This window comes from Rothia sp. HMSC065C12 (assembly GCF_001812085.1).
GTDB lineage: Bacteria > Actinomycetota > Actinomycetes > Actinomycetales > Micrococcaceae > Rothia > Rothia mucilaginosa.
The window spans coordinates 110,108-131,745 of sequence record NZ_KV807670.1 but is presented as its reverse complement, the minus strand read 5'-3'; the positions used below and the strand labels follow the sequence as shown (position 1 = coordinate 131,745).

The 21,638-nt window shown below is 56.9% G+C and carries 20 protein-coding genes; 10 read left to right on the top strand and 10 right to left on the bottom strand.

Translation table 11 applies throughout. The features are described 5' to 3' along the window. Positions 1–17 precede the first annotated feature (17 nt). The 6 genes from HMPREF2836_RS00790 to HMPREF2836_RS00765 all read left to right on the top strand — a co-directional run bounded on the left by HMPREF2836_RS00790 (position 18) and on the right by HMPREF2836_RS00765 (position 7,045). Entirely contained in the window at positions 18–1,373 is a 1,356-nt protein-coding gene (locus HMPREF2836_RS00790; RefSeq protein ID WP_070616760.1) for an O-antigen ligase family protein, read from the top strand. Next, positions 1,370–3,322 carry a lipopolysaccharide biosynthesis protein gene (locus tag HMPREF2836_RS09380; RefSeq protein WP_005506968.1) on the top strand — a complete coding sequence of 651 codons (1,953 nt, stop codon included), beginning with the start codon at positions 1,370–1,372 and terminating at the stop codon, positions 3,320–3,322. The genes HMPREF2836_RS00790 and HMPREF2836_RS09380 overlap by 4 nt, the downstream gene beginning before the upstream one ends. A 66-nt stretch (positions 3,323–3,388) precedes the next feature. Continuing rightward, a complete protein-coding gene (locus tag HMPREF2836_RS09375; RefSeq protein ID WP_070629057.1) occupies positions 3,389–4,621 on the top strand; it encodes a Wzz/FepE/Etk N-terminal domain-containing protein in 1,233 nt (410 codons plus the stop codon). A gap of 206 nt (positions 4,622–4,827) precedes the next feature. Then, entirely contained in the window at positions 4,828–5,310 is a 483-nt protein-coding gene (locus HMPREF2836_RS00775; RefSeq protein WP_005508881.1) for a UDP-N-acetylglucosamine--LPS N-acetylglucosamine transferase, read from the top strand. A gap of 278 nt (positions 5,311–5,588) precedes the next feature. After that, a complete protein-coding gene (locus HMPREF2836_RS00770; protein ID WP_070616757.1) occupies positions 5,589–6,299 on the top strand; it encodes a glycosyltransferase in 711 nt (236 codons plus the stop codon). A gap of 248 nt (positions 6,300–6,547) precedes the next feature. Then, positions 6,548–7,045 carry a DUF2505 domain-containing protein gene (locus tag HMPREF2836_RS00765; RefSeq protein ID WP_005508885.1) on the top strand — a complete coding sequence of 166 codons (498 nt, stop codon included), beginning with the start codon at positions 6,548–6,550 and terminating at the stop codon, positions 7,043–7,045. 169 nt (positions 7,046–7,214) lie between these two features. Here the strand turns inward: HMPREF2836_RS00765 and HMPREF2836_RS00760 are convergent, their stop codons facing one another. The 7 genes from HMPREF2836_RS00760 to rfbB all read right to left on the bottom strand — a co-directional run bounded on the left by HMPREF2836_RS00760 (position 7,215) and on the right by rfbB (position 14,325). Next, on the bottom strand, positions 7,215–7,712 hold the full coding sequence (locus HMPREF2836_RS00760) for an FAD synthase family protein (RefSeq protein ID WP_005508886.1): 498 nt from the start codon (positions 7,710–7,712) through the stop codon (positions 7,215–7,217). A gap of 530 nt (positions 7,713–8,242) precedes the next feature. After that, entirely contained in the window at positions 8,243–8,713 is a 471-nt protein-coding gene (sufU, locus tag HMPREF2836_RS00755; RefSeq protein WP_070616754.1) for a Fe-S cluster assembly sulfur transfer protein SufU, read from the bottom strand. Between the two features lie 65 nt (positions 8,714–8,778). Next, the gene (locus HMPREF2836_RS00750; protein ID WP_070629056.1) at positions 8,779–10,077 is read right to left on the bottom strand and encodes a cysteine desulfurase; all 1,299 of its coding nucleotides are present in this window, start codon (positions 10,075–10,077) and stop codon (positions 8,779–8,781) included. A gap of 186 nt (positions 10,078–10,263) precedes the next feature. Continuing rightward, positions 10,264–10,851: an aminoacyl-tRNA hydrolase gene (gene pth / locus HMPREF2836_RS00745; RefSeq protein ID WP_070629054.1), complete on the bottom strand. Its 588-nt coding sequence runs from the start codon at positions 10,849–10,851 to the stop codon at positions 10,264–10,266. A 187-nt stretch (positions 10,852–11,038) separates the two neighbouring features. After that, on the bottom strand, positions 11,039–11,659 hold the full coding sequence (locus tag HMPREF2836_RS00740; protein ID WP_005506952.1) for a 50S ribosomal protein L25/general stress protein Ctc: 621 nt from the start codon (positions 11,657–11,659) through the stop codon (positions 11,039–11,041). Between the two features lie 243 nt (positions 11,660–11,902). After that, on the bottom strand, positions 11,903–13,327 hold the full coding sequence (rfbD, locus tag HMPREF2836_RS00735) for a dTDP-4-dehydrorhamnose reductase (protein ID WP_070629052.1): 1,425 nt from the start codon (positions 13,325–13,327) through the stop codon (positions 11,903–11,905). Continuing rightward, positions 13,327–14,325 (bottom strand): dTDP-glucose 4,6-dehydratase, encoded by a 999-nt coding sequence (gene rfbB, locus HMPREF2836_RS00730; protein ID WP_044142793.1) that lies wholly within the window; start codon positions 14,323–14,325, stop codon positions 13,327–13,329. Before rfbB ends, rfbD begins: the two co-directional genes overlap by 1 nt. A 74-nt stretch (positions 14,326–14,399) precedes the next feature. Between rfbB and rfbA the strand changes: the two genes are divergently transcribed. The 4 genes from rfbA (at position 14,400) to HMPREF2836_RS00710 (ending at position 18,104) form a co-directional block, all read left to right on the top strand. Continuing rightward, positions 14,400–15,260 carry a glucose-1-phosphate thymidylyltransferase RfbA gene (gene rfbA, locus HMPREF2836_RS00725; RefSeq protein WP_012904014.1) on the top strand — a complete coding sequence of 287 codons (861 nt, stop codon included), beginning with the start codon at positions 14,400–14,402 and terminating at the stop codon, positions 15,258–15,260. A 96-nt stretch (positions 15,261–15,356) separates the two neighbouring features. After that, positions 15,357–16,829, top strand: coding sequence for a tyrosine-protein kinase domain-containing protein (locus HMPREF2836_RS00720; protein WP_070616748.1), 1,473 nt, complete (start codon positions 15,357–15,359; stop codon positions 16,827–16,829). Between the two features lie 112 nt (positions 16,830–16,941). Continuing rightward, the gene (locus HMPREF2836_RS00715; RefSeq protein ID WP_070629153.1) at positions 16,942–17,799 is read left to right on the top strand and encodes a nucleotidyltransferase family protein; all 858 of its coding nucleotides are present in this window, start codon (positions 16,942–16,944) and stop codon (positions 17,797–17,799) included. Next, a complete protein-coding gene (locus HMPREF2836_RS00710; protein WP_070629050.1) occupies positions 17,796–18,104 on the top strand; it encodes a PqqD family protein in 309 nt (102 codons plus the stop codon). Before HMPREF2836_RS00715 ends, HMPREF2836_RS00710 begins: the two co-directional genes overlap by 4 nt. Before the next feature lie 83 nt (positions 18,105–18,187). Here the strand turns inward: HMPREF2836_RS00710 and HMPREF2836_RS00705 are convergent, their stop codons facing one another. The 3 genes from HMPREF2836_RS00705 to HMPREF2836_RS00695 form a co-directional block, all read right to left on the bottom strand. Then, complete coding sequence (locus HMPREF2836_RS00705; RefSeq protein WP_070629048.1) at positions 18,188–19,435, bottom strand: glycosyltransferase; 1,248 nt, start codon at positions 19,433–19,435, stop codon at positions 18,188–18,190. Between the two features lie 12 nt (positions 19,436–19,447). Next, positions 19,448–20,395 (bottom strand): glycosyltransferase family 2 protein, encoded by a 948-nt coding sequence (locus tag HMPREF2836_RS00700; RefSeq protein WP_070507832.1) that lies wholly within the window; start codon positions 20,393–20,395, stop codon positions 19,448–19,450. A gap of 64 nt (positions 20,396–20,459) precedes the next feature. Beyond that, entirely contained in the window at positions 20,460–21,509 is a 1,050-nt protein-coding gene (locus HMPREF2836_RS00695; protein WP_070616737.1) for a glycosyltransferase family 4 protein, read from the bottom strand. Positions 21,510–21,638: the final 129 nt, after the last annotated feature.

The following is a 21,638-nucleotide window of genomic DNA, read 5'->3' as shown; positions in this document are numbered from 1 at the left end:
CCAGGTATCGCACAGACATGGTTTCCTCTTCCGTTCTTTCTCATCCGGGTGCTTCGCCTGTTGCGCTGAAGGATTCCGCAGGGTCGGCTAGTACGCCGCCCAGCGGTATTCTGCGTGCCCGCGCGCGCATCCGTCCGATGTCGACAGCGCAGAAGAAGCTCCCCGCATGGCCTCTGCTGGCGTTGCTGTATGGCTTCCCGGCGCTGTGGGCTCTGGGGCTGCTTCAGATTGCGCCGCTGGTACTGGCAGCGATCATGCTTTTTTACCTCATCATTCGAGGTAATGTGCGTGTGCCCGGTTCCCTGTGGGTGTGGGGCGCATTCTGCGTATGGGTTGTTGTTGCGGCACTTGCTCTGACCCGTTCCACCGACATGATTGGTTGGGGTCTGCGCTTTGTGAACATTCTCAGCGCCGGCATTTACGCCCTGTACTACTACAACGCGCGCTCCTCTATTAGCCTCAACAGGTTGTTGGGTGGTCTGGCGACTCTGTGGGTGACCCTCATTGTACTGGGTTATGGCGGCGTTCTCTTCCCCGAGTTCCGTCTGCGTACCCCGATGAGCTTCATCATGCCTTCTGGTTTCATGCAGAACCCGCTGGTGCGTGACTATATGCTTCCTCCTCTGGCGGAGGTTCAGCGCCCGTGGGGTGCACCTGAGGCGTATATTCGCCCCTCCGCACCGTTCCCCTACGCGAATAGTTGGGGTCTGGCGTACACCCTGCTCACCCCGGTGATGCTGGCGTGCCTGTTGCGTCTGCGTTCCATCTGGCTGCGCGTTGCGTTGCTCATCGGTATGGCTCTTTCTACTGTTCCGGCAATTGCGACTAGTAACCGCGGCATGTTTATTGGTCTGGGTATTAGCGCAGCATATGTTTTGCTGCGTCAGTTCCTGGCAGCTAATTGGCGTGCTGTAGGCATGGGTGTTGCAGCGATTGCGGCTGTCATCGTGGCACTTTTCGCTTCGGGTACTGTGGACAATATTCTGGGCCGTCAGGATTACTCTGACTCGACCGGCGGTCGTGCGGCGCTCTACCGTGCTACCTGGAATGCGACCTTGGAGTCCCCGATTATCGGTTATGGCACTCCGCGCATGGAACCGAGCATTGGTGTGTCGATGGGTACCCAGGGTTACCTGTGGACTTTGATGTTCTGCTTCGGTTTCGTAGGTCTGGCACTATTCGCACTCTTCATGATGTGCACTGTGGCAAGCGGCGCACGAGTGAAGACCTCCTCCGGGTACTGGTTGCATAGTGTGCCGATGGCGTGCTGCGTTGTCTTTATTTTCTACAGCTTCGATATTGCTCAGCTGACGATTCTGATGCTCGCTTCGATGGCGTGCATGCGTTCCATTCGGGATGGTGAGGGGCTATGACGAAGGATCAGTCCCCTCGTGGTTTAGATACCGCTTCGGTTTCGTCTTTTGATGATGCGTATTCGATGGGTGGTCATCCTAGCCGTCGTGCGCGTCTGCGTGAGAGCGGCGAGTATGTGGATCCGGTAGTGGAACAGTCTGATTCTCAGGCAGAGTCTTCTGCTGATGAGTTTGCTCCCACGGTGGATGACATCCGTTCCGGTCGTTTTCCTGCGACCACGGCGCTGTCGATTGTGCCTCCCGCTCAGGGCTTTGCTCCTGAGAAGTCGCTCTCCGATTCTTTGGAAGCGAGTTCTTCGGGTACTTCGACTGCTGGTTCTTCGGAGGCAAGCTCTGCCACTGTGGTGGGCGCTCATCTGCCCGGTTCTCGCAGGACGGCATCAGCTACTGTTGAGTCTGCCGATTCGAAGGCACAGACCGATAGTGCCTCAGCGAAGGATGCTCCAGCGAAGAAGGCTCCTACGAAGGGTAAGCAGCCCAGCCTCGCGAAGAGCGGTTCTCTCGCTTCTCTGTGCGTGATGTACGGTGCCGGTATCGCGTTCGTGACCACGATGGTGGTGTCGAATGGTATTGGTGCTGAGGGTTCGGGCGAGTTTTTCCGTCTGATGGCGTTGTTCGCGATTGCGATTTCGCTGGTGACCTTCGGCGCGGATACGGGTCTAGTTCGTACGATGAGCGCTCAGCGTGCGCTGGGTCGTTACGGCGTGTTGCCGCAGCTGATTCGGTACGGTCTGATTCCTGCGCTGATGACTTCGGTGCTTCTGGTGGCGGGTGTGTACATCTACACCGAGGTTGTGCCGATGGCTCCTGAATATCAGTCGGCTATGCGCGTCAGTTCGGCTTTCGTTCTGGTTGCGGCGCTGATGACGGTGTTCTTCGGCGCGCTGCGTGGTCTGCACCGAGTGGTGACCTTTACGGTCTTGCAGAATGTTCTGCTTCCTACTCTGCGTTTTGCGGCTGTGGGTTTGGTGGTTCTGTTCTCGGGCCAGCTCATGGATCTGGTGTATGCATGGACTGTTCCGGTGGCAATTACTGCGGTGGTTGCTTTGTGGCTTTTGGAGCGGGCGTTCCCCAACGAGGAGCATGTGGAGGTTCTTCCTTCTGAGGATTCTCCGACTGAGACGTTCCGTTCGTTCTGGGGTTTCAGCTCTGCACGCGGTGTCGCTACCGTTGTGGAGACGATCCTGGAGTGGATTGACGTGCTGGTGGTGACGGCGTTCTTGGGTGCCGCTGCCGGTGGTATCTATGGTGCTGTGAACCGTTGTGTTCGTGTGGGCACCATGATTGAACACACCGGTCGTGTGGTGACTGGCCCGTCGATTAGTGCGGCGTTGGCGACCCGTCAGCTGGACCGTGCTCGAGAGATTTTCTTGTCGACCACTCGTGTATTGACTGCTCTGTCGTGGCCGTTCTACCTCTCCCTGGCGTTCTTTGGTCCCGTGCTGTTGCATTTCTTCGGTAAGGGCTTTGAGGCTGGCGCCGGTATCCTCTGGGTGATTTGCCCGGCGGCGATGCTGTCGATGAGTGCCGGTGGCGTGCAGTCTGTTCTGCTGATGAGCGGTAAGAGCCGCTGGCAGCTGTTGAACAAGCTCTCCTCGCTGGTGGTGGCTGTGACTTTGAACTTCACGCTGGTTCCGGTTTGGGGCCTGTACGGTGCAGTGACGGCGTGGGCATCGGCTCTGCTGATTGATACCTTCCTGGCGAGCTACCAGGTATTCCGTTTGGTGGGTATTCGCGCTTCGGTCCGTGAGATGGCTCCTTCGCTCTTCTTGGGCGCGGCTGTTCCGACGGCGTGTGCTCTAGCGTCTTTGGCCGTTTTGGGTCAGAGCGTGCTGGGTGTCATCGTGTACGTGGTGCTGCTGGTGCCGGTGTACGGTGCGGTGCTGTTCCGCTTCCGCAAGGCACTCGGCATTGAGCGTTTCCTTTCCGCCCGCCGAGCGAAGTCTTAGCCTTCCGCTTCTTCTACGTTTTTCTCCGATATTTAGTGTCCGTTTCTCTTCCTCAAGGATGTCCTCATGGATAACACCTCTCATTCCTCCTCGGTTACCCTTGGCAGCCAGGTACGTCGCATTTTCCGACACCGTCTGCTGATTCTGCTGTCAGTCGTGGTCTTCGCTGCGGCGGGTGCCGCCTACGGCTACATGACCAATAGCAAGTACACTTCTAAGGCTTCGCTGGTTGTTTACCCGCTGGTGGTTGATCCCGCCGGTACCGGTAGCGCTAACTCCGCGAAGGTAGATATTGCGACCGAGTCTCGCGTTGCGTCCTCTCGTGAGGTTGCGCAGAACGCCGCGAAGTCTCTGATTGCTAATGGCGATACCCTTTCTGAGGCTCAGCTGACCAGCCGCCTGATGAACTCCGTCAAGGTGACTGGCACCTCCCAGACTGCTGTGCTGGATATTGAGGTAACCCGCCCCAACGGCACGGAGGCTGCACGTTACGCTAACGCTATGGCAAACGCGTACCTGCAGGTTCGTTCCGAGTCTCTGAAGAGCAGCGTTGATTCCGCTCTGCACCAGATTGATGAGCAGATTTCTGGCCTCGAGGGTGATAACAACCGTGCGGCTCTGCTCTCTCAGTTGCAGGATCGTCGTGCTCAGATTCAGCTGACTTCTACTACCGGTGGCCGCGTGATGAGCGAGGCTCAGGTTCCTTCTTCTTCCTCGGCTCTTGGCCCGGTGAAGATGGGTATTGTTGGTGCTGTTGCAGGTCTGCTGATTGGTGCCGTACTGGCTTACGGTCGTGACCGTACCATGCGTCACGTTGGTTACGCTGATCGTCTGGAAGATGCTGGCATCCCCGTTCACGAGCTGGGTTCCACCTCTGAGGCGAATGACGCGTTCATGCTGCTGCGCACCATGGGTGCTCCCGACGGCGATGTGAAGAGCGCTGGTGCTTCCGGCGTTGTCATTCTGCCCGGTACTGACCGCGGTGTTGAGCACCTGTACCAGATGCTGCAGCGTGTTCTGCCTACCGAGTACGCACGTTTCACCGATTACGCTTCGGTTCGTGACGCTCTGACCCGCCACACCCCCGAGTCGCTGGTTGAGAAGAGCGAGACTCCTCTGGTGATTAGCCTGAGCACCGCTACTCCCCTGTCGACCCAGCTGCGTTTTGTTCAGGCTGGCGGCGTGGCTCTGGTTCCGGTGACTGCGGCTACTTCTCTGCTGCAGGTTCGTGAGCTTTTCGCTCAGCTGGATCAGCTTGAGGGCGTGAACGCTCTGGCTGTGTTCCTGGATCGCGAGTAATCAGACCGCGAGTACTCGGGGTTCTGTTGATGGATGCCTCGCCTCTGTGCGGGTTCGTCCTTCGTCCTTGAGCTTAGGGTGCGGTGGTACCTGCTGAGGTGGATCTATTGTGATAGGTCTGTTGATGCCGGTTCCGCCGGGCCCGTCAGCTCACCCTTATCTTCTCTTCTTATTTTTCTCTTGTATTGGGGCTTTAGGAGAACACTATGACTGAGTCAACTTCCTCTCAGGCACCGAAGAAGAAGCTTCTGCTGGTTTCTAGCAGTGGCGGACACTTGAAGCATCTGACAGCTACTTCTGCTGCGTGGCAGGATTATGACCGCGTGTGGGTTAGCTTTAAGCAGCCCGATGTTGAATCTTCTCTCGCTGATGAGAAGACCTATTGGGCGTATTACCCGACCACCCGAAATATTAAGAACGCTATTCGTAATCTGTTCTTGGCATTTCGTATTTTCCCGAAGGAATGTCCGGATGCGGTTGTTTCTGCGGGTGCAGGTGTTGCTGTTCCTTTCTTTGTTGCAGCTAAACTTTTTGGCGTAAAGACTCTTTATATTGAGTGTTTTGACCGCCCGACTCTGCCGACGATGACCGGCAAGATGTTGTACACCTTTGCTGATCGAATTATTGTTCAGAGCGAGGAACAGCAGAAGAATTTCCCTGATTCTCGTGTGATTCATCCCATTTTCTAAGAGTGATGAATTTATCCTGAAAATAGCGTCCTCGCGTGTGCTGAGGGCGTTATTTTCAGGGTATAGTATTTATTAATACATACAGATACGCATAAGTCGTGCGCTCCACTGTGGACTCACCATCCAAGCGAACTAACCACTCGCCAGAGAAGCGTATGCGGAGATTACTCACCATTTTCTCCGGCACGACGCCGCCGCGTATACCAATGATGCCCTCCGGATTTTTTGCGTCAGGTATACGGGGTTACTACCGATAAATACATAGAGAGGAATAGGCGATGTCTATTCAGAACTTCCCCCACGTCAGCGTTGATACTTCCAAGTTCGACCTGCCCGTATTTACCCCTGCCGTCGCGCCCGTTCGTATTCCTACCAAGACTTACGATTTGGTGGTGTCCCTCGGCACCGACGTTCACACTTTTGATCGTCTTCTGCGTTGGGTTGAGGCTTATCTTGAAGCTCACCCCGAGGTCACCTGCCTCGTGCAGCATGGTCACACTGCGCCCATTAAGCACGCAGACAACCTCAAGCTTCTTCCCGCCTCCGAACTGCTGGACTACTACGCAACCGCGCGCGTAGTGCTGGTTCAGGGCGGCCCCGGCTCCATCCAGGATGCACGTCGCACCGGCGCTCTGCCCCTGGCTGTTCCGCGCCGCGCAGAGTTCGACGAGGTCGTTGACAACCACCAGGTCCCCTTCACCACTCTGATGGAGAAGCGCGGCCACGCTGTTGTTGTTGAGAGCCGCGAAGACCTTTTCGCTAAGCTGGATCTTGCTCTGACGAACCCCTCCCTGTTCCGCACCGCTGAGCCGTACGTATCCACCCCGGAGATTTCTGCCGCACAGCTGAGCGAGGAACTGCAGGATCTGCTTGCTGGCAAGACCCACCGTAAGGATTCCTTCTGGGGTCGCCTGAAGCAGGCTGCTCGCGCACACCGTGCGGGTAAGGCTGAGATGGCTCGCATCGACGCGATGGCTCCCAGCGCCTAAAAAGCTTTAGCTTTCTAAATCCCGCATCCTTAGTGATGCGATGTGGGAGCCGCCCGAAGGTGTTTCCCTCATTTTTAGACCGGCATGCGAATCCTCCAACCACCCTGTGAGAGGCTGTGGATGTTTTCCCTTGTTCACGGCATATTCTCAGGTGGATTCGCGTCTTTACATTGGTTGCGAAACCCCGCGCACCGTATCCTTAGAAGGGATAATGCGCGGGGTTTTCGCGCACTACGAAAGGAACAATTATGGCAGTTCAGGAATCGACCGTTATCAACGCAAACGTTGAGCAGGTTATCGAGGCATTCTCCAGCGAGGACTTCGCACGCTTCGTCTGCTCCGAGGTTGGCGTTGAATTCGGCAGCTTCTCCGTTTCCGGTGACACCTCCGCAGAGTTCACCGCAACCACCGAACGTACCGTGCCCGCTGAGCGCGTGCCGGACATCGCTCGTAAGTTCGTCGGCAACGGCGTAGCTATGACCCAGGTGGACACCGTAAGTGCACCGGCTGCTGACGGCTCCCGCACCGTCTCTACCGAGGTGAAGGTTAACGGCGTGCCCGTGTCCGCTCAGGCTACCCAGCACCTGATTCCCGAGGGTGACAAGACCCGTCTGGACGTCAACGGCGAGGTTTCCTGCTCCATCCCGCTGGTGGGCAAGAAGATTGCAGCCGCTGCTGAGCCGCAGGTTGGCCGCGTGCTGAAGGTTCTGGGCACCTCCGCTGAGAAGTGGCTGGCACAGCGCTAAAGCCTATTTAGACGCTCACCTTTGAGGTGTAGCTGATATACGGCTAGATACGCCAAGATACAGAGGATCCCCGTCGTAAGTAATTACGGCGGGGATCCTCTGTTCTTTATGGGTCTCTACGAGCTCTAGAGCCCTGATAAGGACGTATGAGCATTAGGAGGCGACAGCGTTAGGAAGCGACAATCGCCTCGGAGTATTCGCGCTCACCGAGCAGTTCGGCGAAGCGGCGCATCTCTACGCGCAGGTCGTGCTCTGCTTCGAGCAGGTCAACGACCTTGCGCAGCTTGGTGCTGGAGGTGTGCTCGGTGTAGGGGAAGTAGTGTACTTCCACGCCAACCTCTGCGAAGCGTGCTTCCAGGGCGTTACCCTTGTCAGTGCCCTTCCAGTCGTCGCCTTTGAAGAAGACATTGAAGGGCTTCTGCTTCCAGGTTTCGAGCTTGTCGGGGGTGGTTTCGACGTGCACTTCGTCCACGTAGTCGATGTGGCTGACGATGGCGGCACGCTCTTCGATGGGGATGACGGGGCGGCGGCCCTTGGTCACTTCCAGAACGTCATCGTGCACGACGCCTGCAATGAGGTAGTCGCAGTTTTCCTTGGCCTTGCGGAGAATCTCGAGGTGGCCGTAGTGGAAAAGGTCGTAGGCGCCTGCGGCGTAGCCAATAATCATGGGGCTTCCTTGTGGTTGGTAGCGGCGATGGGTATTCCGGTGTGGTTGAGGTACCAGAGGGGTGAGAAACATATCCGCGGTCTGGGGTGAGAGCCTAAGAATAAGTGAAGAATGTGCAATATTGAGAAAATATTTTCTTATTATTGCCCTATTTCTTCTCGCTGTCATCTCAGAGTGTGCGGGTCCGAAAAGAGTTTCTCGAGGGTGCTGGTTGGGCGCCCTTCGTCCTTTTATTTTACCAGTCACCTTTTTGGAGGAAAAAGAGAAAGATATAAAAATGAGGCGGACACAGTGTAGTATCCGCCTCATATTTTCTATACGTCGCTTGAAATCAAAGAAAGCTTATATAGATAAACAATTAACCGCTAGATTTTAGCGAAGAGTTTTAGCCAGTATTTTCTGCACGCTTTGACCGCATATGCTTACGTTCTTGTGCAATATTTTAGGTTCAGTAGCCATTCGGTATTTTCGATTGGCGTTCAAATACTAGCTACTCCCCCACCGGTTCAGCCTACCTTCTCAGCAAAGGTTTAGTTCTTCGCAGTTGCTTCCTTAGTGGCTTCCTCAACGGCAACCCAGGAGAGCATCGCGCACTTCACGCGCGCCATGAACTTCGAAACACCGGAGAATGCAGCCATATCGCCGTACTCTTCTTCGTCCAGGGTCACCTTGCCGCGCGAGCGCAGCATCTCGCGGAACGCATCCACGTGGCGCTGAAGCTCGGAGGTCGTCATGCCAGGAGCCATTTCAGAGAGCACAGAAGCGGCAGCCATGGAGATAGAGCAACCGTCGCCTTCCCAAGAGATCGACTCGATGGTCTTCTCGCCATCCTTCAGTTCATCAGAGAGCACCACACGCAGGTTGATTTCGTCACCGCAGGTGGGGTTGTACTGGTGGTTATCGGCACTTGCGTGACCGGCGGGTACCTCTACGAGGTGCTCGCCGCTACGCTGCTTAGAATGCTCCAGAATAATTTCCTGGTACAGGGATTCAAGAGACACAGTGTTCTTCTTCCGTCAGTTGGTATGTCTGAAAATTCGGGGCGTTAGCGTCTAACATGCCTGTTTTAGAGGCCGAAGTAGGGGCGTACCTCGGCGAGTGCCTTCAGGAAAGCGTCCACATCTTCGGTGGTGTTGTAGATGTAGGTGGAGGCGCGGGTCGAGGCAGTCACGCCGGCGCAGCGGTGTAGCGGCTGGGCGCAGTGGTGACCCACGCGCACGGCGATGCCCTGAGTGTCGAGTAGCTGACCCACATCGTGCGGGTGTACACCCTCGATGGCGAGAGCGACCAGGCCGGCACGCTTGGTGGGATCGGTGGGGCCAAGCAGTCGCACGCCTTCAATCTTCTGAACGCCCTCAACGAGGCGAGCGCCCAGTTCGTGTTCCCACGCCTCAACGTTCTCCATGCCCAAGTGCTGCAGGTAGCACACAGCAGCAGCGAAAGCGACCGCCTGCGAGACACGCTGGGTGCCGGCCTCAAACTTGATGGGGGCGGGCATGTACTCGGCGTCCTGCAGACCCACACGGGTAATCATGGAGCCGCCGGTCAGGAAGGGCGGCAGGGCGTTCAGCAGCTCTGCGCGGCCGTAGAGGGCGCCAATACCGGTGGGTGCCAGCATCTTGTGGCCGGAGAACGCCGCAAAGTCGACGTCCAGGGCGTGGAAGTCTACGGGCATGTGCGGCACGGACTGGCAGGCGTCCAGTACAACGATTGCGCCGTGCTTACGAGCCATAGCAACCATGCGGGGCACATCAGTAATTGCGCCAGTCACGTTCGAGACGTGGGTGAACGCCACGATGCGGGTCTTCTCGTTGATGATGCCCTCGGCTGCCTCGTAGTCGAGCTGACCGTCCTCGGTGGAGGGGATGTGGCGCAGGGTTGCGCCGGTTCGCTGAGCAAGAATCTGCCAGGGAATGAGGTTCGCGTGGTGCTCAATCTCGGTGGTGACAATTTCGTCGCCAGGGCCCAGTGCGAAACGCTCAGCAGCCGGACCGCCGATACCCTGAGAGGCGTTGCCAATGGAGTAGGCGACCAGGTTCAGCGCCTCGGTTGCATTAGAGGTCCACACGAGCTCTTCATCAGTGGCGCCAACGAAGTTCGCAACGGTGATGCGCGCGTCCTCGAACAGGTCGGTTGCCTCAACCGCGAGGGTGTGTGCGCCACGGTGTACAGCAGAGTTAGCGTGCAGGTAGAAGTTACGTTCAGCGTCGAGCACCTGAAGCGGTTTCTGACTGGTCGCCCCCGAATCCAGGTAGACCAAGGGGTGCCCGTTGACCTCAGTGTTGAGGATCGGGAAATCCTGGCGAAGCTGGCGTACGAGGTCGTCGCTCAGCGGGGTGTTGGCGGGGGTGGAGTATTCAGCCACGGGTACCTTCTTCTCTCGCTCATACGCTCCACGGGTCGGGTATTTTCCCGTCGTGGAGCGTATAACGTCATTCTTTTCTAGCTTATTCCCTCACCGGGCTCTTGCATAGTTAGGTAGAGCCTAGTTCACACATCGACCCACACCATGCATTGCCCAGTTCAGCGCATGCCCAGTGCGGTCTTATGCTTAGGAGCCTGCGCCGTGGTAGCGCTGCTGGGTTGCCAGCAGGCCTTCCTTCACGAGCATCATGGTTGCGTCTGCAGCGTTCGAGATGAGGAAGGGCAGGTCCTTCGCTTCGGTGCTGCTGAAGGGCTTGAGCACGAAGTCTGCGGTGTCCATGCGTCCGGGAGGTCGACCGATGCCGGTGCGCACACGGTAGTAGTCTTTGGTGCCCAGTGCCTTGGTGATATCGCGCAGACCGTTATGGCCGCCTTCTCCCCCACCAATCTTGAGTTTAATGGTGTCGAAGGGGATATCGAGTTCATCGTGCACAACGATGATGTGGTCGGGGTCAATACCGTAGAACTTGGCGATGGCGCTGACCGGGCCGCCTGAGGTGTTCATGTAGCCGAGGGACTTCATGAGAACGGCCTTGGGGCCGCCGAAGCCGAGGCGCCCCTCCACCACAACCGCGGAGGCCTTGGAATGCTTCTTGAAGCTGCCGCCAACTTCCTTGGCGAGCTCGTCCAGAACCATCTGACCAATATTGTGGCGGGTTTTCTCGTACTCCGGGCCCGGGTTCCCCAGACCAACAATGAGCCACGCATCAGACATATCTTCGCCCTTTCCACGGCGCTGTAAAAGGTTTTTTAGAAAATTCATGGACTACACCATTCTATGAGTATGGCCCGCTACCACCTCAGAAGAGAGGTAGCGGCGGGCCATCCACAGATCACTGTTGCGCTAGGCGCAGGGCGCGGTCTTAGTGCTTTGAGTTATCTGAGTCGTGAGCTTCGCCAGCCTAATCTGATTCCTCGGAAGCTTCAACGATGTCACCCTCGGGTGCGTTTTCGCCTTCTTCACCGGGCTCGGGAACGTCGAGTTCCTCGGGCTCAGAAACGTTAACGATCAGCAGTTCAGCGTCTGCAACCAGGGTTACGCCTGAGGGCAGTTCAACATCTGATGCCAGAACGTGAGCGCCAGCTTCGCGGCCTTCGATGCTCACGGTCAAAGCTTCGGGTGCCTTCAGTGCGTCAGCTTCAACCAGAAGAACGGTTTCTTCCTGGTTAGCAACGGCGCCAACAGCGGGCTCGCCTTCAACGTGTACAGGAACCTCGATCTCAACGCGCTCGCCGCGCTTAACGGTCAGCAGGTCGATGTGCTGCAGTTCGGGGCGGATTGCGTGACGCTGGATGTCCTTGATCATTGCGAGGTGTGATTCACCTTCGATGTCGAGGTCGAGGATAGCGTTGGGGACGCGGGCAGCCAGGGTGGTTGCGTGGCCGGGGAGTACTACGTGCTTGGGCTCTTCGCCGTGGCCGTAGATGACGGCGGGGATGTCGCCTGCCATGCGGATGCGGCGCGCGTAGCCCTTGCCGAAGTCGCTACGTACGGTAGCTGAAATTTTGATGGTATCTGACATGAGTCGTCCATCCTTTCTTGGTTAGAAGTGATGCGCCAAGTGGAATAGGGACTGGCGCCAGAAATCTCTTTCCAACCAGCCACCGTCAGTTACGGACCTACACGTTTCGTGTATTCCACCGCCTTGGCCAAGACAATATTGTACAGGTTCCCGGCTCTTCTTCAAGGGCCGGGAACCTGTGATATGGCGCTTTTCACGCCTTTTATGCTGTTATCAGCAGATATAGGACCAAATCCTAGAGGATTAGGAACCCATTTCTGCAAGGTAGGCGGCGAGCGCCTCGCGGTGATTGCGCGGGGTGAAGCCCGTAGCAATCAGCTTGGACAGGTCCATTGCCGAGTTCGTCGGACGGTGAGCGAAGAGCTCAGCGTTGGCGAAGTATTCCTCGGTGGTGGTGTCGCTGACGCGTGCCGGGTCGTGGCCGGTGCCCTCGTACACTGCACGAGCGAACTGTGCCCAGTTGATGACCTCACCGGTGTTCGACACGTTGTAGGTGCCGTATTCAGCGCCGGAGAAGAGCAGGTGCAGGGCAGCTGCTGCCAGGTCCTGGGTGAAGGTCGGGCGACCCCACTGGTCGGCGACCACGGACGGGTCAATGCCGCGCTCAGCCAGGGATGCCATGGTACCCACAAAGTTCTTGCCGGCACCAACAACCCAGCTGGTGCGCAGGGTGTAGTGCTTACGCCATGCGGCGGCGGCAACCTCACCGGCAGCCTTGGATGCGCCGTAGACACTCAGCGGTGCCAGGGGGTAATCCTCCGGGTATTCCTCGCCCAGAGGCAAGGAACCGTCAAAGACGTAGTCGGTGGATACGTGAACCAGCGGCAGGTTAGCTTCTTCACAGATGGAGGCAAGAGCGCTCACGCCCAGAGCGTTAGCTGCCCAGGCGTCGCGGCGACTCTCGGGGGTTTCTGCCTGATCCACTGCGGTGTACGCTGCAGCGTTAATGACCGCGCGGAAGGAGCGCCAGCGGAATGCGTCACGCCACTGCTCGGGCTTGCCCAGGTCGAGGCGGTCGCGATCCACAGCCAGGAAGGGTACGTTCTGCTCGGTGAGCTGGCGAACCAGCTCGGTGCCGAGCTGACCGCCAGCGCCAATAATCAGGATTGGGTCGGCTTCCAGGGGCTTGACCTCGTTCAGACGCGGGTGGTTACGGTCCTTCTCGGAGAGCTCTGCCTTCGCCAGGTCGATAGGCCAGTCGATTGCGACGGTCTCATCGGCAAGGTTCAGGAAGCTGTAGCCGGATACTGCATCCGCCGACCAGTGGTCGTTCACCAGGTAGGTGTAGGCGGTGTTCTCTTCCAGGGTCTGGAAGGAGTTACCCACGCCGCGAGGCACGAAGATTGCGGTGTCCGGGCCCAGCTCCACAGTGACGACCTTACCGAAGGACTCGCCAGCACGCAGGTCAACCCACGCACCGAAGATACGGCCGGTCGCAACAGAAACGTACTTATCCCACGGCTCGGCGTGGATACCGCGGGTGGTACCTACCGAAGCATTGAACGAGATGTTGTTCTGCACGGGGTTGAAGTCGGGCAGACCGGCTGCGACCATCTTCTCGCGCTGCCAATTTTCCTTGAACCAGCCGCGGTTATCGCCGTGAACCGGCAGGTCAATGATGAGCAGGCCGGGAATCTCGGTTTCAGTAACCTTCAATTCCTTGGTCATTACTGGCCAGCCTTTGCGTACTTTGCCTCAACCTCAGCCTTCAGGGGCTCCCACCAGCCGCGGTTGTCGGTGTACCACTTAATGGTGTCGGCAAGACCGGATTCGAAGTCGGTGAACTTCGGCTCCCAGCCGAGCTCTGCACGCAGGCGGCTACCGTCGATTGCGTAGCGCAGGTCGTGACCGGGGCGGTCAACCACGTGCTCGAAGTCGTTCTCGTCCTTGCCCATAAGACGCAGGATGGTGCGCAGAACGGTGATGTTGTTCTCTTCGCCGTCTGCACCGATGAGGTAGGTTTCACCAATCTTGCCCTGCTCCAGGATGCGCAACACAGCAGAAGAGTGGTCGGATGCGTGAATCCAGTCACGAACGTTCAGGCCCTCGCCGTACAGCTTCGGGGTCAGACCCGAGAGGATGTTAGTGATTTGGCGGGGAATGAACTTCTCGATGTGCTGGTAGGGGCCGTAGTTGTTGGAGCAGTTAGAGATGGTTGCTTCAATACCGAAGGAGCGGACCCATGCGCGCACGAGCAGGTCGGAGCCTGCCTTGGTGGAGGAGTAAGGGGAAGAGGGGTTGTAGGGGGTGGTTTCGGTGAACTTTGCCGGATCGTCCAGCTCGAGGTCGCCGAAGACCTCGTCGGTGGAGATGTGGTGGTAGCGAGTGCCGTGCTTACGGACTGCTTCCAGAAGACTGAAAGTACCGATGAGGTTAGTGTGGATGAACGGTTCGGGGTTGGACAGGGAGTTGTCGTTGTGCGATTCCGCAGCGTAGTGGACAACAGCGTCTGCCTTGCCGACCAGTTCGTCGGCCAGCTCGCGGTCAGCGATGTCGCCTACGACGAGCTTGAAGCGGGATTCGGGAAGACCCTCCAAAGACGCAGCATTTGCGGCATAGGTCATCTTATCCAGCACAGTAATAGTGTGATCAGTGTTATCGATGAGGTGGTGAACAAAGTTCGAACCAATAAAACCGGCACCGCCGGTAACAAGAATGTGAGCCATACGGTAGATTTTACCTGGCTAAACAGTGATTTTTATGCCTCAACAACGAGATAAACATGACACAATAAGAAGTTATGAAGGGAATTATTCTTGCCGGCGGTACCGGAAGCCGTTTGCACCCTATCACTCAGGGTATTAGCAAGCAGCTCACTCCGGTCTATGACAAGCCGATGATTTACTACCCGCTGTCCACTCTCATGCTGGCGGGTATCCGCGATATTTTGATTATTACCACTCCTGCCGATCAGGAGCAGTTCCAGCGGCTGCTCGGTGACGGTTCCCGTTTCGGTATTAATCTCGAATACAAGGTGCAACCTTCCCCGGATGGTCTTGCACAGGCATTTATTCTGGGTGCCGATTTTATTGGTAACGACCCTGTAGCACTTGTGCTCGGTGACAATATCTTCTACGGCCCCGGTCTGGGCACTCAGCTTGCCACCTACGAGCAGAAGGACGGCGCAACCGTCTTCGCTTACCGGGTTGCTGATCCTCGCGCTTACGGTGTGGTGGAATTCGACGAGAACTTCAACGCACTGTCCATCGAAGAGAAGCCTGAGAACCCCAAGAGCGACTACGCTATTCCAGGTCTGTACTTCTACGACTCGAAGGTTGTAGAGTATGCACGTCAGATTAAGCCTTCTCCGCGCGGTGAGTTGGAAATCACTGACCTTAACCGCGTCTACCTGGAACAGGGTAAACTGAAGGTTGAGGTTCTACCTCGCGGCACTGCGTGGCTCGATACCGGAACCTTTGATTCACTCGCTGATGCCACTAACTTCATCCGCACTGTCCAGAGCCGTCAGGGTCTGTCGGTTGGTTGCCCGGAGGAAATTGCGTGGCGCCACGGTTGGCTCTCCGATGAGCAGTTGCGCGACATTGCTACCCCCCTCGTCAAGAGCGGTTACGGTAGCTACCTGCTCGGATTGCTCCGCTAATAAACACCAGGGGATTTCCGTATCCCTTCACCGCCTGCAACAACACTCCACTTTGCAGGTACACTAACTCAAACTTTCTGGAGTATTCTCACTACCATGACCATTTTGGAATTTTTCCGCACCACGAGGGCTAACCTCTGGCTGCTGATCATTGGCATCGTTGTCGGTGCCGCAGCGGGCTTCGGCTATGCCTCTCTCCAGCCGAAGGTCTACGCTGCATCGTCCTCGGGCTACGTGACCGTGGGCGAGTCCGGCACTGTGGATGTCCTCTCGGGTTCTTCCGCCGCTAAGGAACGCGCTCGCTCCTACGCAGCTATCGTCTCCTCCGAGGCCGTGGCACAGAAGATTAAGCAGAACAACCCCGAGCTCTCCCTGACCACCGGTCAGATTCGTGCGAGCCTCACCGCAACCGCAGGTGACAACGCTGCACTGATTACCGTGAGCGCGCAGGCTTCTTCCCCGAAGAACGCACAGCTGCTCGCTAACGGTGCACTGCAGGCTACTGCCGACTACATTAAGGAAATTGAGCAGAACCCCGGTAACGCTCAGGCACTGGTGAACGGCGAAAACACTGGCGCATCCCCCACCACCAGCAACACCGTCCGTGTGATTCCGCTGAACAACGCAAGCGTGAACCCGCCGCTGGTGGCTCCGAACTACCAGCAGAATGTACTCGTTGGTGCCGCTGCTGGCCTGGCGCTGGTGTACCTGGCTATCTTCCTGCGCCGCGCACTGGATCAGCGCATCCGCACCCGTGACGACGCTACCAAGGCAACCGGCGCAAGCATCCTGGGTGTTCTACCCGTCAGTGATGACCTGAGCGAAGAGAACATCGTTAACGGTGACACCGACGACCACATCGCTCAGGAGTCCATCCGTCAGCTGCGTACCAACCTGCGCTTCGTGAACGTTGACACTCCCCCTCGTTCGTTCATCGTCACCTCCGCGGTGCCCGGTGAAGGTAAGTCGACCGTGTCGCTGTCGCTGGCTCGTGCAATGGCTGACGCAGGTTCGCCCGTCATCCTCATTGACGCCGACCTCCGCCGCCCGACCGTGGCTAAGAAGCTGAAGCTCGACGCTAAGGTTGGTCTGACCCAGGTTCTGGCTGGCCAGGTTGAGATTGCTAACGCTGTACACCAGCTAGGCGATTCGAACCTCTTCGTCCTGCCCGCAGGCCGCATCCCCCCGAACCCCTCCGAGCTTCTGGGCTCGGATAAGATGCGCCAGCTGATCAACGAGCTCTCCGAAGAGTTCATCGTGGTCGTCGACGTTCCGCCGCTGCTGCCCGTGACCGATGCTTCGCTGCTCTCCCACTCGGTGGATGGCGTAATCCTCGTTGGTTCTATCGGTCGAAGCCACCGTGAGCAGATGACTGAGGCTGCAAGCACCCTGAAGAAGGTCAACGCTAACCTCTTCGGTATGGTTCTGAACCGTGCACCCCGTAAGGGCCTGGGTAACTCCTACTACGGCTTCGGTTACGCAAGCTCGTACGTCGGTTACTCCACCTACTACGGTTACAGCAAGGACGGCGACAAAAAGTCGTCGAAGAAGTCCTCGGCTAAGAAGTAATAACGTAATTAGCGCCCTAAATCATAGGGAGCGACTTAGGGCGGGATGGGCAGTATTTTCTGCCCATCCCGCCTTATACTTATCTGGTATACATGTGCACCGAAAGGCTATTGTGACCACTCACTCACCCAATACCCCGGAGCCGCAGACCACTCCTCTTGCGGCACGGATTCGGCTTGCGCACGCCTACTTCCAGCGGATTGCCGACATGCATTCCATCGATATTCTGCATGTCAAAGGCTACGCTTTCTCCCAGGAAATTTACCGCAAGGGCAGGTACAGCTCCGATGCCGACCTGCTCGTCCGTCCCTCTCACGTGGACCGCTTTGTAGAGATCCTTCTGGCAGATGGATGGCGTATCCAAGCCCACTTCGAAACAGGCTCTGTCTTCGAGCATGCAATGACGCTCTACCACGCTTCGTGGGGTCTGACTGATATTCATCGTTTCTTCCCCGGTCTAGGACGCCACGGCGACTATGAGAAGGCGTTTGACCGTATCTGGGCGGCGCGTAAGACCCGTATGATCGCTCACCGTCCCTGCGTTGTACCCAGCGATCTGGATGCGCGTCTTCTCGTGGTACTTCACCGTGCCCGCGCAGCGTCACGCTACAGCGCTGATATTAACTACTTGGTCTCTCTGCTCTCCTACAGTGATTGGGAGCGTCTGCGAGCCCGCGCGGAAGAACTTGACTCCTCCCTCGCATATAGCGCGGCCATGGGCGGCTTGGAGCAGTATCGTGGCGACCGCGACTACCTGCTGTGGCTGTCGGTCTCGCAGGACGTCTCCCACTATATTCAGTGGATCGGACGCCTGCAATCAGCAACGACCCTGCACGATAAGCTACGCACCCTCAAAAATATTTTCTTTGTGAATAAGGACCATTTGGCGATGCAGCTGGGACGCACCCCCACTAAGGCAGAGATACGTGCAAAGTTCTTTGAGCGTTTCGGAATCAAGGTGAAAAAATGAGCAATCCGATAGATTCCCGTCAGACCGTATACGGCATCCCAGAGAACATCGCGTACGTTCATTCTGAAGAGTTCGCTAAGTACTCCCCCACGGCAACTTATCTCGCGAATCTTGCCAACGGTGAGCTGTCTGTTCTTCAGGATTCTGCCTCCATTATTTGGAGTATTTTTGAGGACCCGATGTCTCTGCAGGATGCTATCGCTGAGCTCTGCGAAATGTATGAACAGCCCATAGAGACCATGGGACCACAGATTGAGGGTTTTATTCCTGAACTGCTCTCCAAGGGGCTCTTAGAAGCCCGCTAAGGCCCTCAGAACGAATAAAGAAGGCGGGGCGGTAGAACTTATATAGTTCTACCGCCCCGCCTTCTTCTATGGGCCGAGCTCTTTTAGTCTTCGGGCAAAGCCTGCACGTAGGTCTTCAAGCGGCTGATAAAACGAGCCTCCGAGAAACCGTCAACGTGCTCACGGATATAGTCCGCGTCCCAGTCGTCCGGGTTGAAAGCCTTAAGAGCTTCCACCAGCTGCTCCACGGTCGGCTGGTTGATGAACATGCCGGTCTTGCCTTCCTGAATGGTATCCAGGAAGCCGCCCGCACGGTAGGCAATCACGGCCTTACCACTAGCACCCGCTTCCAGCGGAGTAATACCGAAGTCCTCATACGAGATAGCCAGCAGTGCCAGGCAGTGACGGTACGCGTAACGAAGCTGCGCGTCTGAAACACCCGAAGCAATACGAACAGTCGGGCCCGCAAGCGCTTCCAGACGTTCCTTCTCCGGACCGCGGCCAATCACCAGCAACTTCTTACTCAACTCATTGCAGGCTTCAACAGCCTTATCAACATTCTTGTAGGGCAGCAGGCGAGAAACAATCAGGAAATAATCGTCCGATTCGGTGAACTCTTCCAGACCCGGAATAGGCTCAACCGGTGCGGTGGTGTCTACCGAGTGCGGCGGGAAGAAAATCGGAACATCCTTCTTGCCGTACACGTTCTCGATGCGCTTCTTAATCACGCTCGCGTTCGCCACATACACCGCCGAGCGGTGAGCCGCCCAGTGATCCCACAACATCAGTGCAGGACGCAGGGTTTTCAACAGCAGAGGTACGGGGCCGGTACTCTTCTCGCCCAGGTACTGATCGCTCAGGTACAGCCAACGCGCCGGCGAATGGCAGTAGATGAACTTGCGGCCGGCGAAGTTGAAGCCGTGCGCCCAACCGGTCGTTGATACCACAGTGCGCTCAGCCGGCACCTTCATGAAAGAAGAAGCAAACGGCAGAATCGGCAAAGCCATGCGGTGGTTACGGCGCAGATAACCAATCTTGTTCAGCGGGCTGGTTATAATCTTCGCGTCTTTGAACTCGGGGAAGGTGCCCTCCGGGTCGTACAAAGTCGTGTAAATCGGTGCATCCGGGAACGCACGGTGCATTGCCAGCACAACACGCTCCGCGCCGCCGCGCTGAGTCAGGTAGTCGTGGGCAATTGCGATCTCTTCAGTAGCCTCAGGTTTAACCAGCGGCACGTAACGGCGCACCAGGCGGCCAAGCTTCTTGAGGCTCTTCGGGATATCCGCGAGCACCGCGTCGGGGTTCTTCGGCCCGGTAAACGGAGCGGAGGTCAAGAGCTGAGTGAGTGACATTTTCTTTTCCTCCTAGAAAACTTTCTGAGCTCGCTCAGGATAGTGAATACCGGCGTAAGATGCAGCCTCAACCTGCAAAGCCACAAGCTTCTCAGCCGCCTTAGCCGGCAGTTTGAGCAGAATCTTATCGCTCGCATCCCCCAGAGCCTTGATGGTCTTCTCGGTGGTGAAACGAGCGAGGGTCTTGACCAAGAAACCCCAGGGACCGGTCGGGTTCGGGGCAGGGTGCGCCGCATCGCCGTGCTTACGCACGAAGATGGTGCGAGCAGAACCCGAGTGCAGGGCACGCAGGGCACGCACCGCAGTGGTGGTAGCCTCAGCATAGTGCTTGACCTCAACCTCATCAGAGATGATGATGCGGCCACCAGCGTCATGGACCATTTTGCCCATGTCTACGTCTTCCCACCCGTAGAGGCGGTACGCAGGGTCGTATCCGCCAGTACGGTCAAAGTACTCCGCAGAGATAGAAGAGTTGCCGTTCCAGTACAGCCAACGGCCTTCTTCAGCTACGCTGAGGGCTCCCTCTTTGAATCGGGCATCGCGGAAGTTACCGTACACACGAGAATAGGGAGTGTCCGGGTACACGTTCTTCAAGGTACCAATCACACCGTCATAATCACGGTGCAGGCGAATCTGCGCCTCGACATAGTCAGCAGCAGGCTCAAGATCGTCATCGCAACGGATGAGGATATCCGCATCAGCCGCACGGTGACCAGCGTTCAGCGCTGCCACACGACCGCGGTTCTCCTCGAAAACGATCTTGGTCAGGTTCAGCTTGCCTTCCGCAATATAGCGGTCAAGTACAGCTTCGCTGTTGTCAATATCGCCGTCGAGGACCACGATAACCTGGAAGTCCTTCTCGGTCTGGGCGGCAAGCGCATCCAGCGGGTAGTGCAGAATATCTGCACCACCGCGAGAGGGGATGATAACCGCAGCCTTGTAACGGTGGGTAGTCGTCATAATTTTCCTTCGGGTTTGAGTGAGAGGATATCCGTTGGGAATGATTTATAGGGTTAGAAGCACCTTAGCGGATAAAACGTTCCAGAATCTCACCAACACGGACCTTACCTGCTTCAGGCGAGTAATTCTCCTGCCAACGCCAGAACAGCTCGGAGGTACGTTCTGCCAGCTCTTCAGTCTCTTCACGGATTTCCTGACCCAGCTTCTCAATGGCCTGAGCAAGTACCTGCGGCTGGTTCACCGGGACGATGTAGGGGTAGGAGCCGTTGCCGCCCACGACCTCCATCAAGGGTGCAGCGTCGCTGATAACGACAGGAATGCGTGCGCTCATCGCTTCAGCAACCACAAGGCCGAAAGACTCTTCAGCACCCGCCGAGGGGACAACCAGCATGTCAATGTTAGAGAACAGGCGGTCCGGAGTGGTCCAGCCCAAGCGAGTGCTGAACGGTGCGACACGGGCCAGAGCAGTCTCAACCTCAGCACGGCCCTCTTCAGAAGCGAATACAGGCTCGCCACCGATGATGAAGTCGTAGATAATCTCGTCCTTGTTGAGGATACTCAACGCCTCGCACAAAGTAGGAATACCCTTAGCAGGAGTCAGACGACCCAAGAAACCAACACGCAGACGACGATCGCCAACGTGATGGTCCAGCTCAGTTGAGACACCGTTGACCCAGTTAGCGAAAACCTCGCTACCAGGGCATGCACGTGCGACGTAACGGCTAGGCACCAAAGTAACCGATGCATTACGACGAGCGAACGGTACCAGCTTGGCATTGATACCAGTAGCGTACTGATGCAGGTGTACGATGCGGTTCTTACGGCCACCCGTTGCTACTGCGGGAACCAGACCATTGCACCAGAGCAGTACGTCCTTGTTCTGGGCATGCCATGCACGCAGAGCAAGCATGTACTGTGCGCGGTTCTTAGCAGGCAACATAATGCGAGGGAAACCCTCATCCGCGGCAGCTTCCATGAGTTGCTTCGGTTCCGAGGGGCCCACAATGGTGACCTTGTACCCAAGGTTACGGGCTGCGCGGGCAATGTTCAGAAGCATGACCTCGCCGCCACCAATATCACCGTTATTGGTAGCAATATACAGTTCTTTCTTCATTGTTCTACTCCTAGAGCAATTCACAAGGGGAAGGGGATATTGTTCTTCTACAGAACCGTCTAGGTTCCCCGGATACGTCAGAACAAGGCGCTCCAATAAGCGTTGCGCGCTATGCTCAAGACATAGAGA

Coding starts and splice junctions, on each gene's coding strand:
- HMPREF2836_RS09375 (WP_070629057.1), top strand. CDS start 3,389: ATGGATAACACCTCTCATTCCTCCTCGGTTACCCTTGGCAGCCAGGTA.
- HMPREF2836_RS00705 (WP_070629048.1), bottom strand. CDS start 19,435: ATGTCACTCACTCAGCTCTTGACCTCCGCTCCGTTTACCGGGCCGAAG.
- HMPREF2836_RS00770 (WP_070616757.1), top strand. CDS start 5,589: ATGTCTATTCAGAACTTCCCCCACGTCAGCGTTGATACTTCCAAGTTC.
- rfbA (WP_012904014.1), top strand. CDS start 14,400: ATGAAGGGAATTATTCTTGCCGGCGGTACCGGAAGCCGTTTGCACCCT.
- HMPREF2836_RS00790 (WP_070616760.1), top strand. CDS start 18: ATGGTTTCCTCTTCCGTTCTTTCTCATCCGGGTGCTTCGCCTGTTGCG.
- HMPREF2836_RS00775 (WP_005508881.1), top strand. CDS start 4,828: ATGACTGAGTCAACTTCCTCTCAGGCACCGAAGAAGAAGCTTCTGCTG.
- HMPREF2836_RS00740 (WP_005506952.1), bottom strand. CDS start 11,659: ATGTCAGATACCATCAAAATTTCAGCTACCGTACGTAGCGACTTCGGC.
- HMPREF2836_RS00765 (WP_005508885.1), top strand. CDS start 6,548: ATGGCAGTTCAGGAATCGACCGTTATCAACGCAAACGTTGAGCAGGTT.
- HMPREF2836_RS09380 (WP_005506968.1), top strand. CDS start 1,370: ATGACGAAGGATCAGTCCCCTCGTGGTTTAGATACCGCTTCGGTTTCG.
- HMPREF2836_RS00695 (WP_070616737.1), bottom strand. CDS start 21,509: ATGAAGAAAGAACTGTATATTGCTACCAATAACGGTGATATTGGTGGC.
- rfbD (WP_070629052.1), bottom strand. CDS start 13,327: ATGACCAAGGAATTGAAGGTTACTGAAACCGAGATTCCCGGCCTGCTC.
- rfbB (WP_044142793.1), bottom strand. CDS start 14,325: ATGGCTCACATTCTTGTTACCGGCGGTGCCGGTTTTATTGGTTCGAAC.
- pth (WP_070629054.1), bottom strand. CDS start 10,851: ATGTCTGATGCGTGGCTCATTGTTGGTCTGGGGAACCCGGGCCCGGAG.
- HMPREF2836_RS00700 (WP_070507832.1), bottom strand. CDS start 20,395: ATGACGACTACCCACCGTTACAAGGCTGCGGTTATCATCCCCTCTCGC.
- HMPREF2836_RS00710 (WP_070629050.1), top strand. CDS start 17,796: ATGAGCAATCCGATAGATTCCCGTCAGACCGTATACGGCATCCCAGAG.
- HMPREF2836_RS00720 (WP_070616748.1), top strand. CDS start 15,357: ATGACCATTTTGGAATTTTTCCGCACCACGAGGGCTAACCTCTGGCTG.
- HMPREF2836_RS00760 (WP_005508886.1), bottom strand. CDS start 7,712: ATGATTATTGGCTACGCCGCAGGCGCCTACGACCTTTTCCACTACGGC.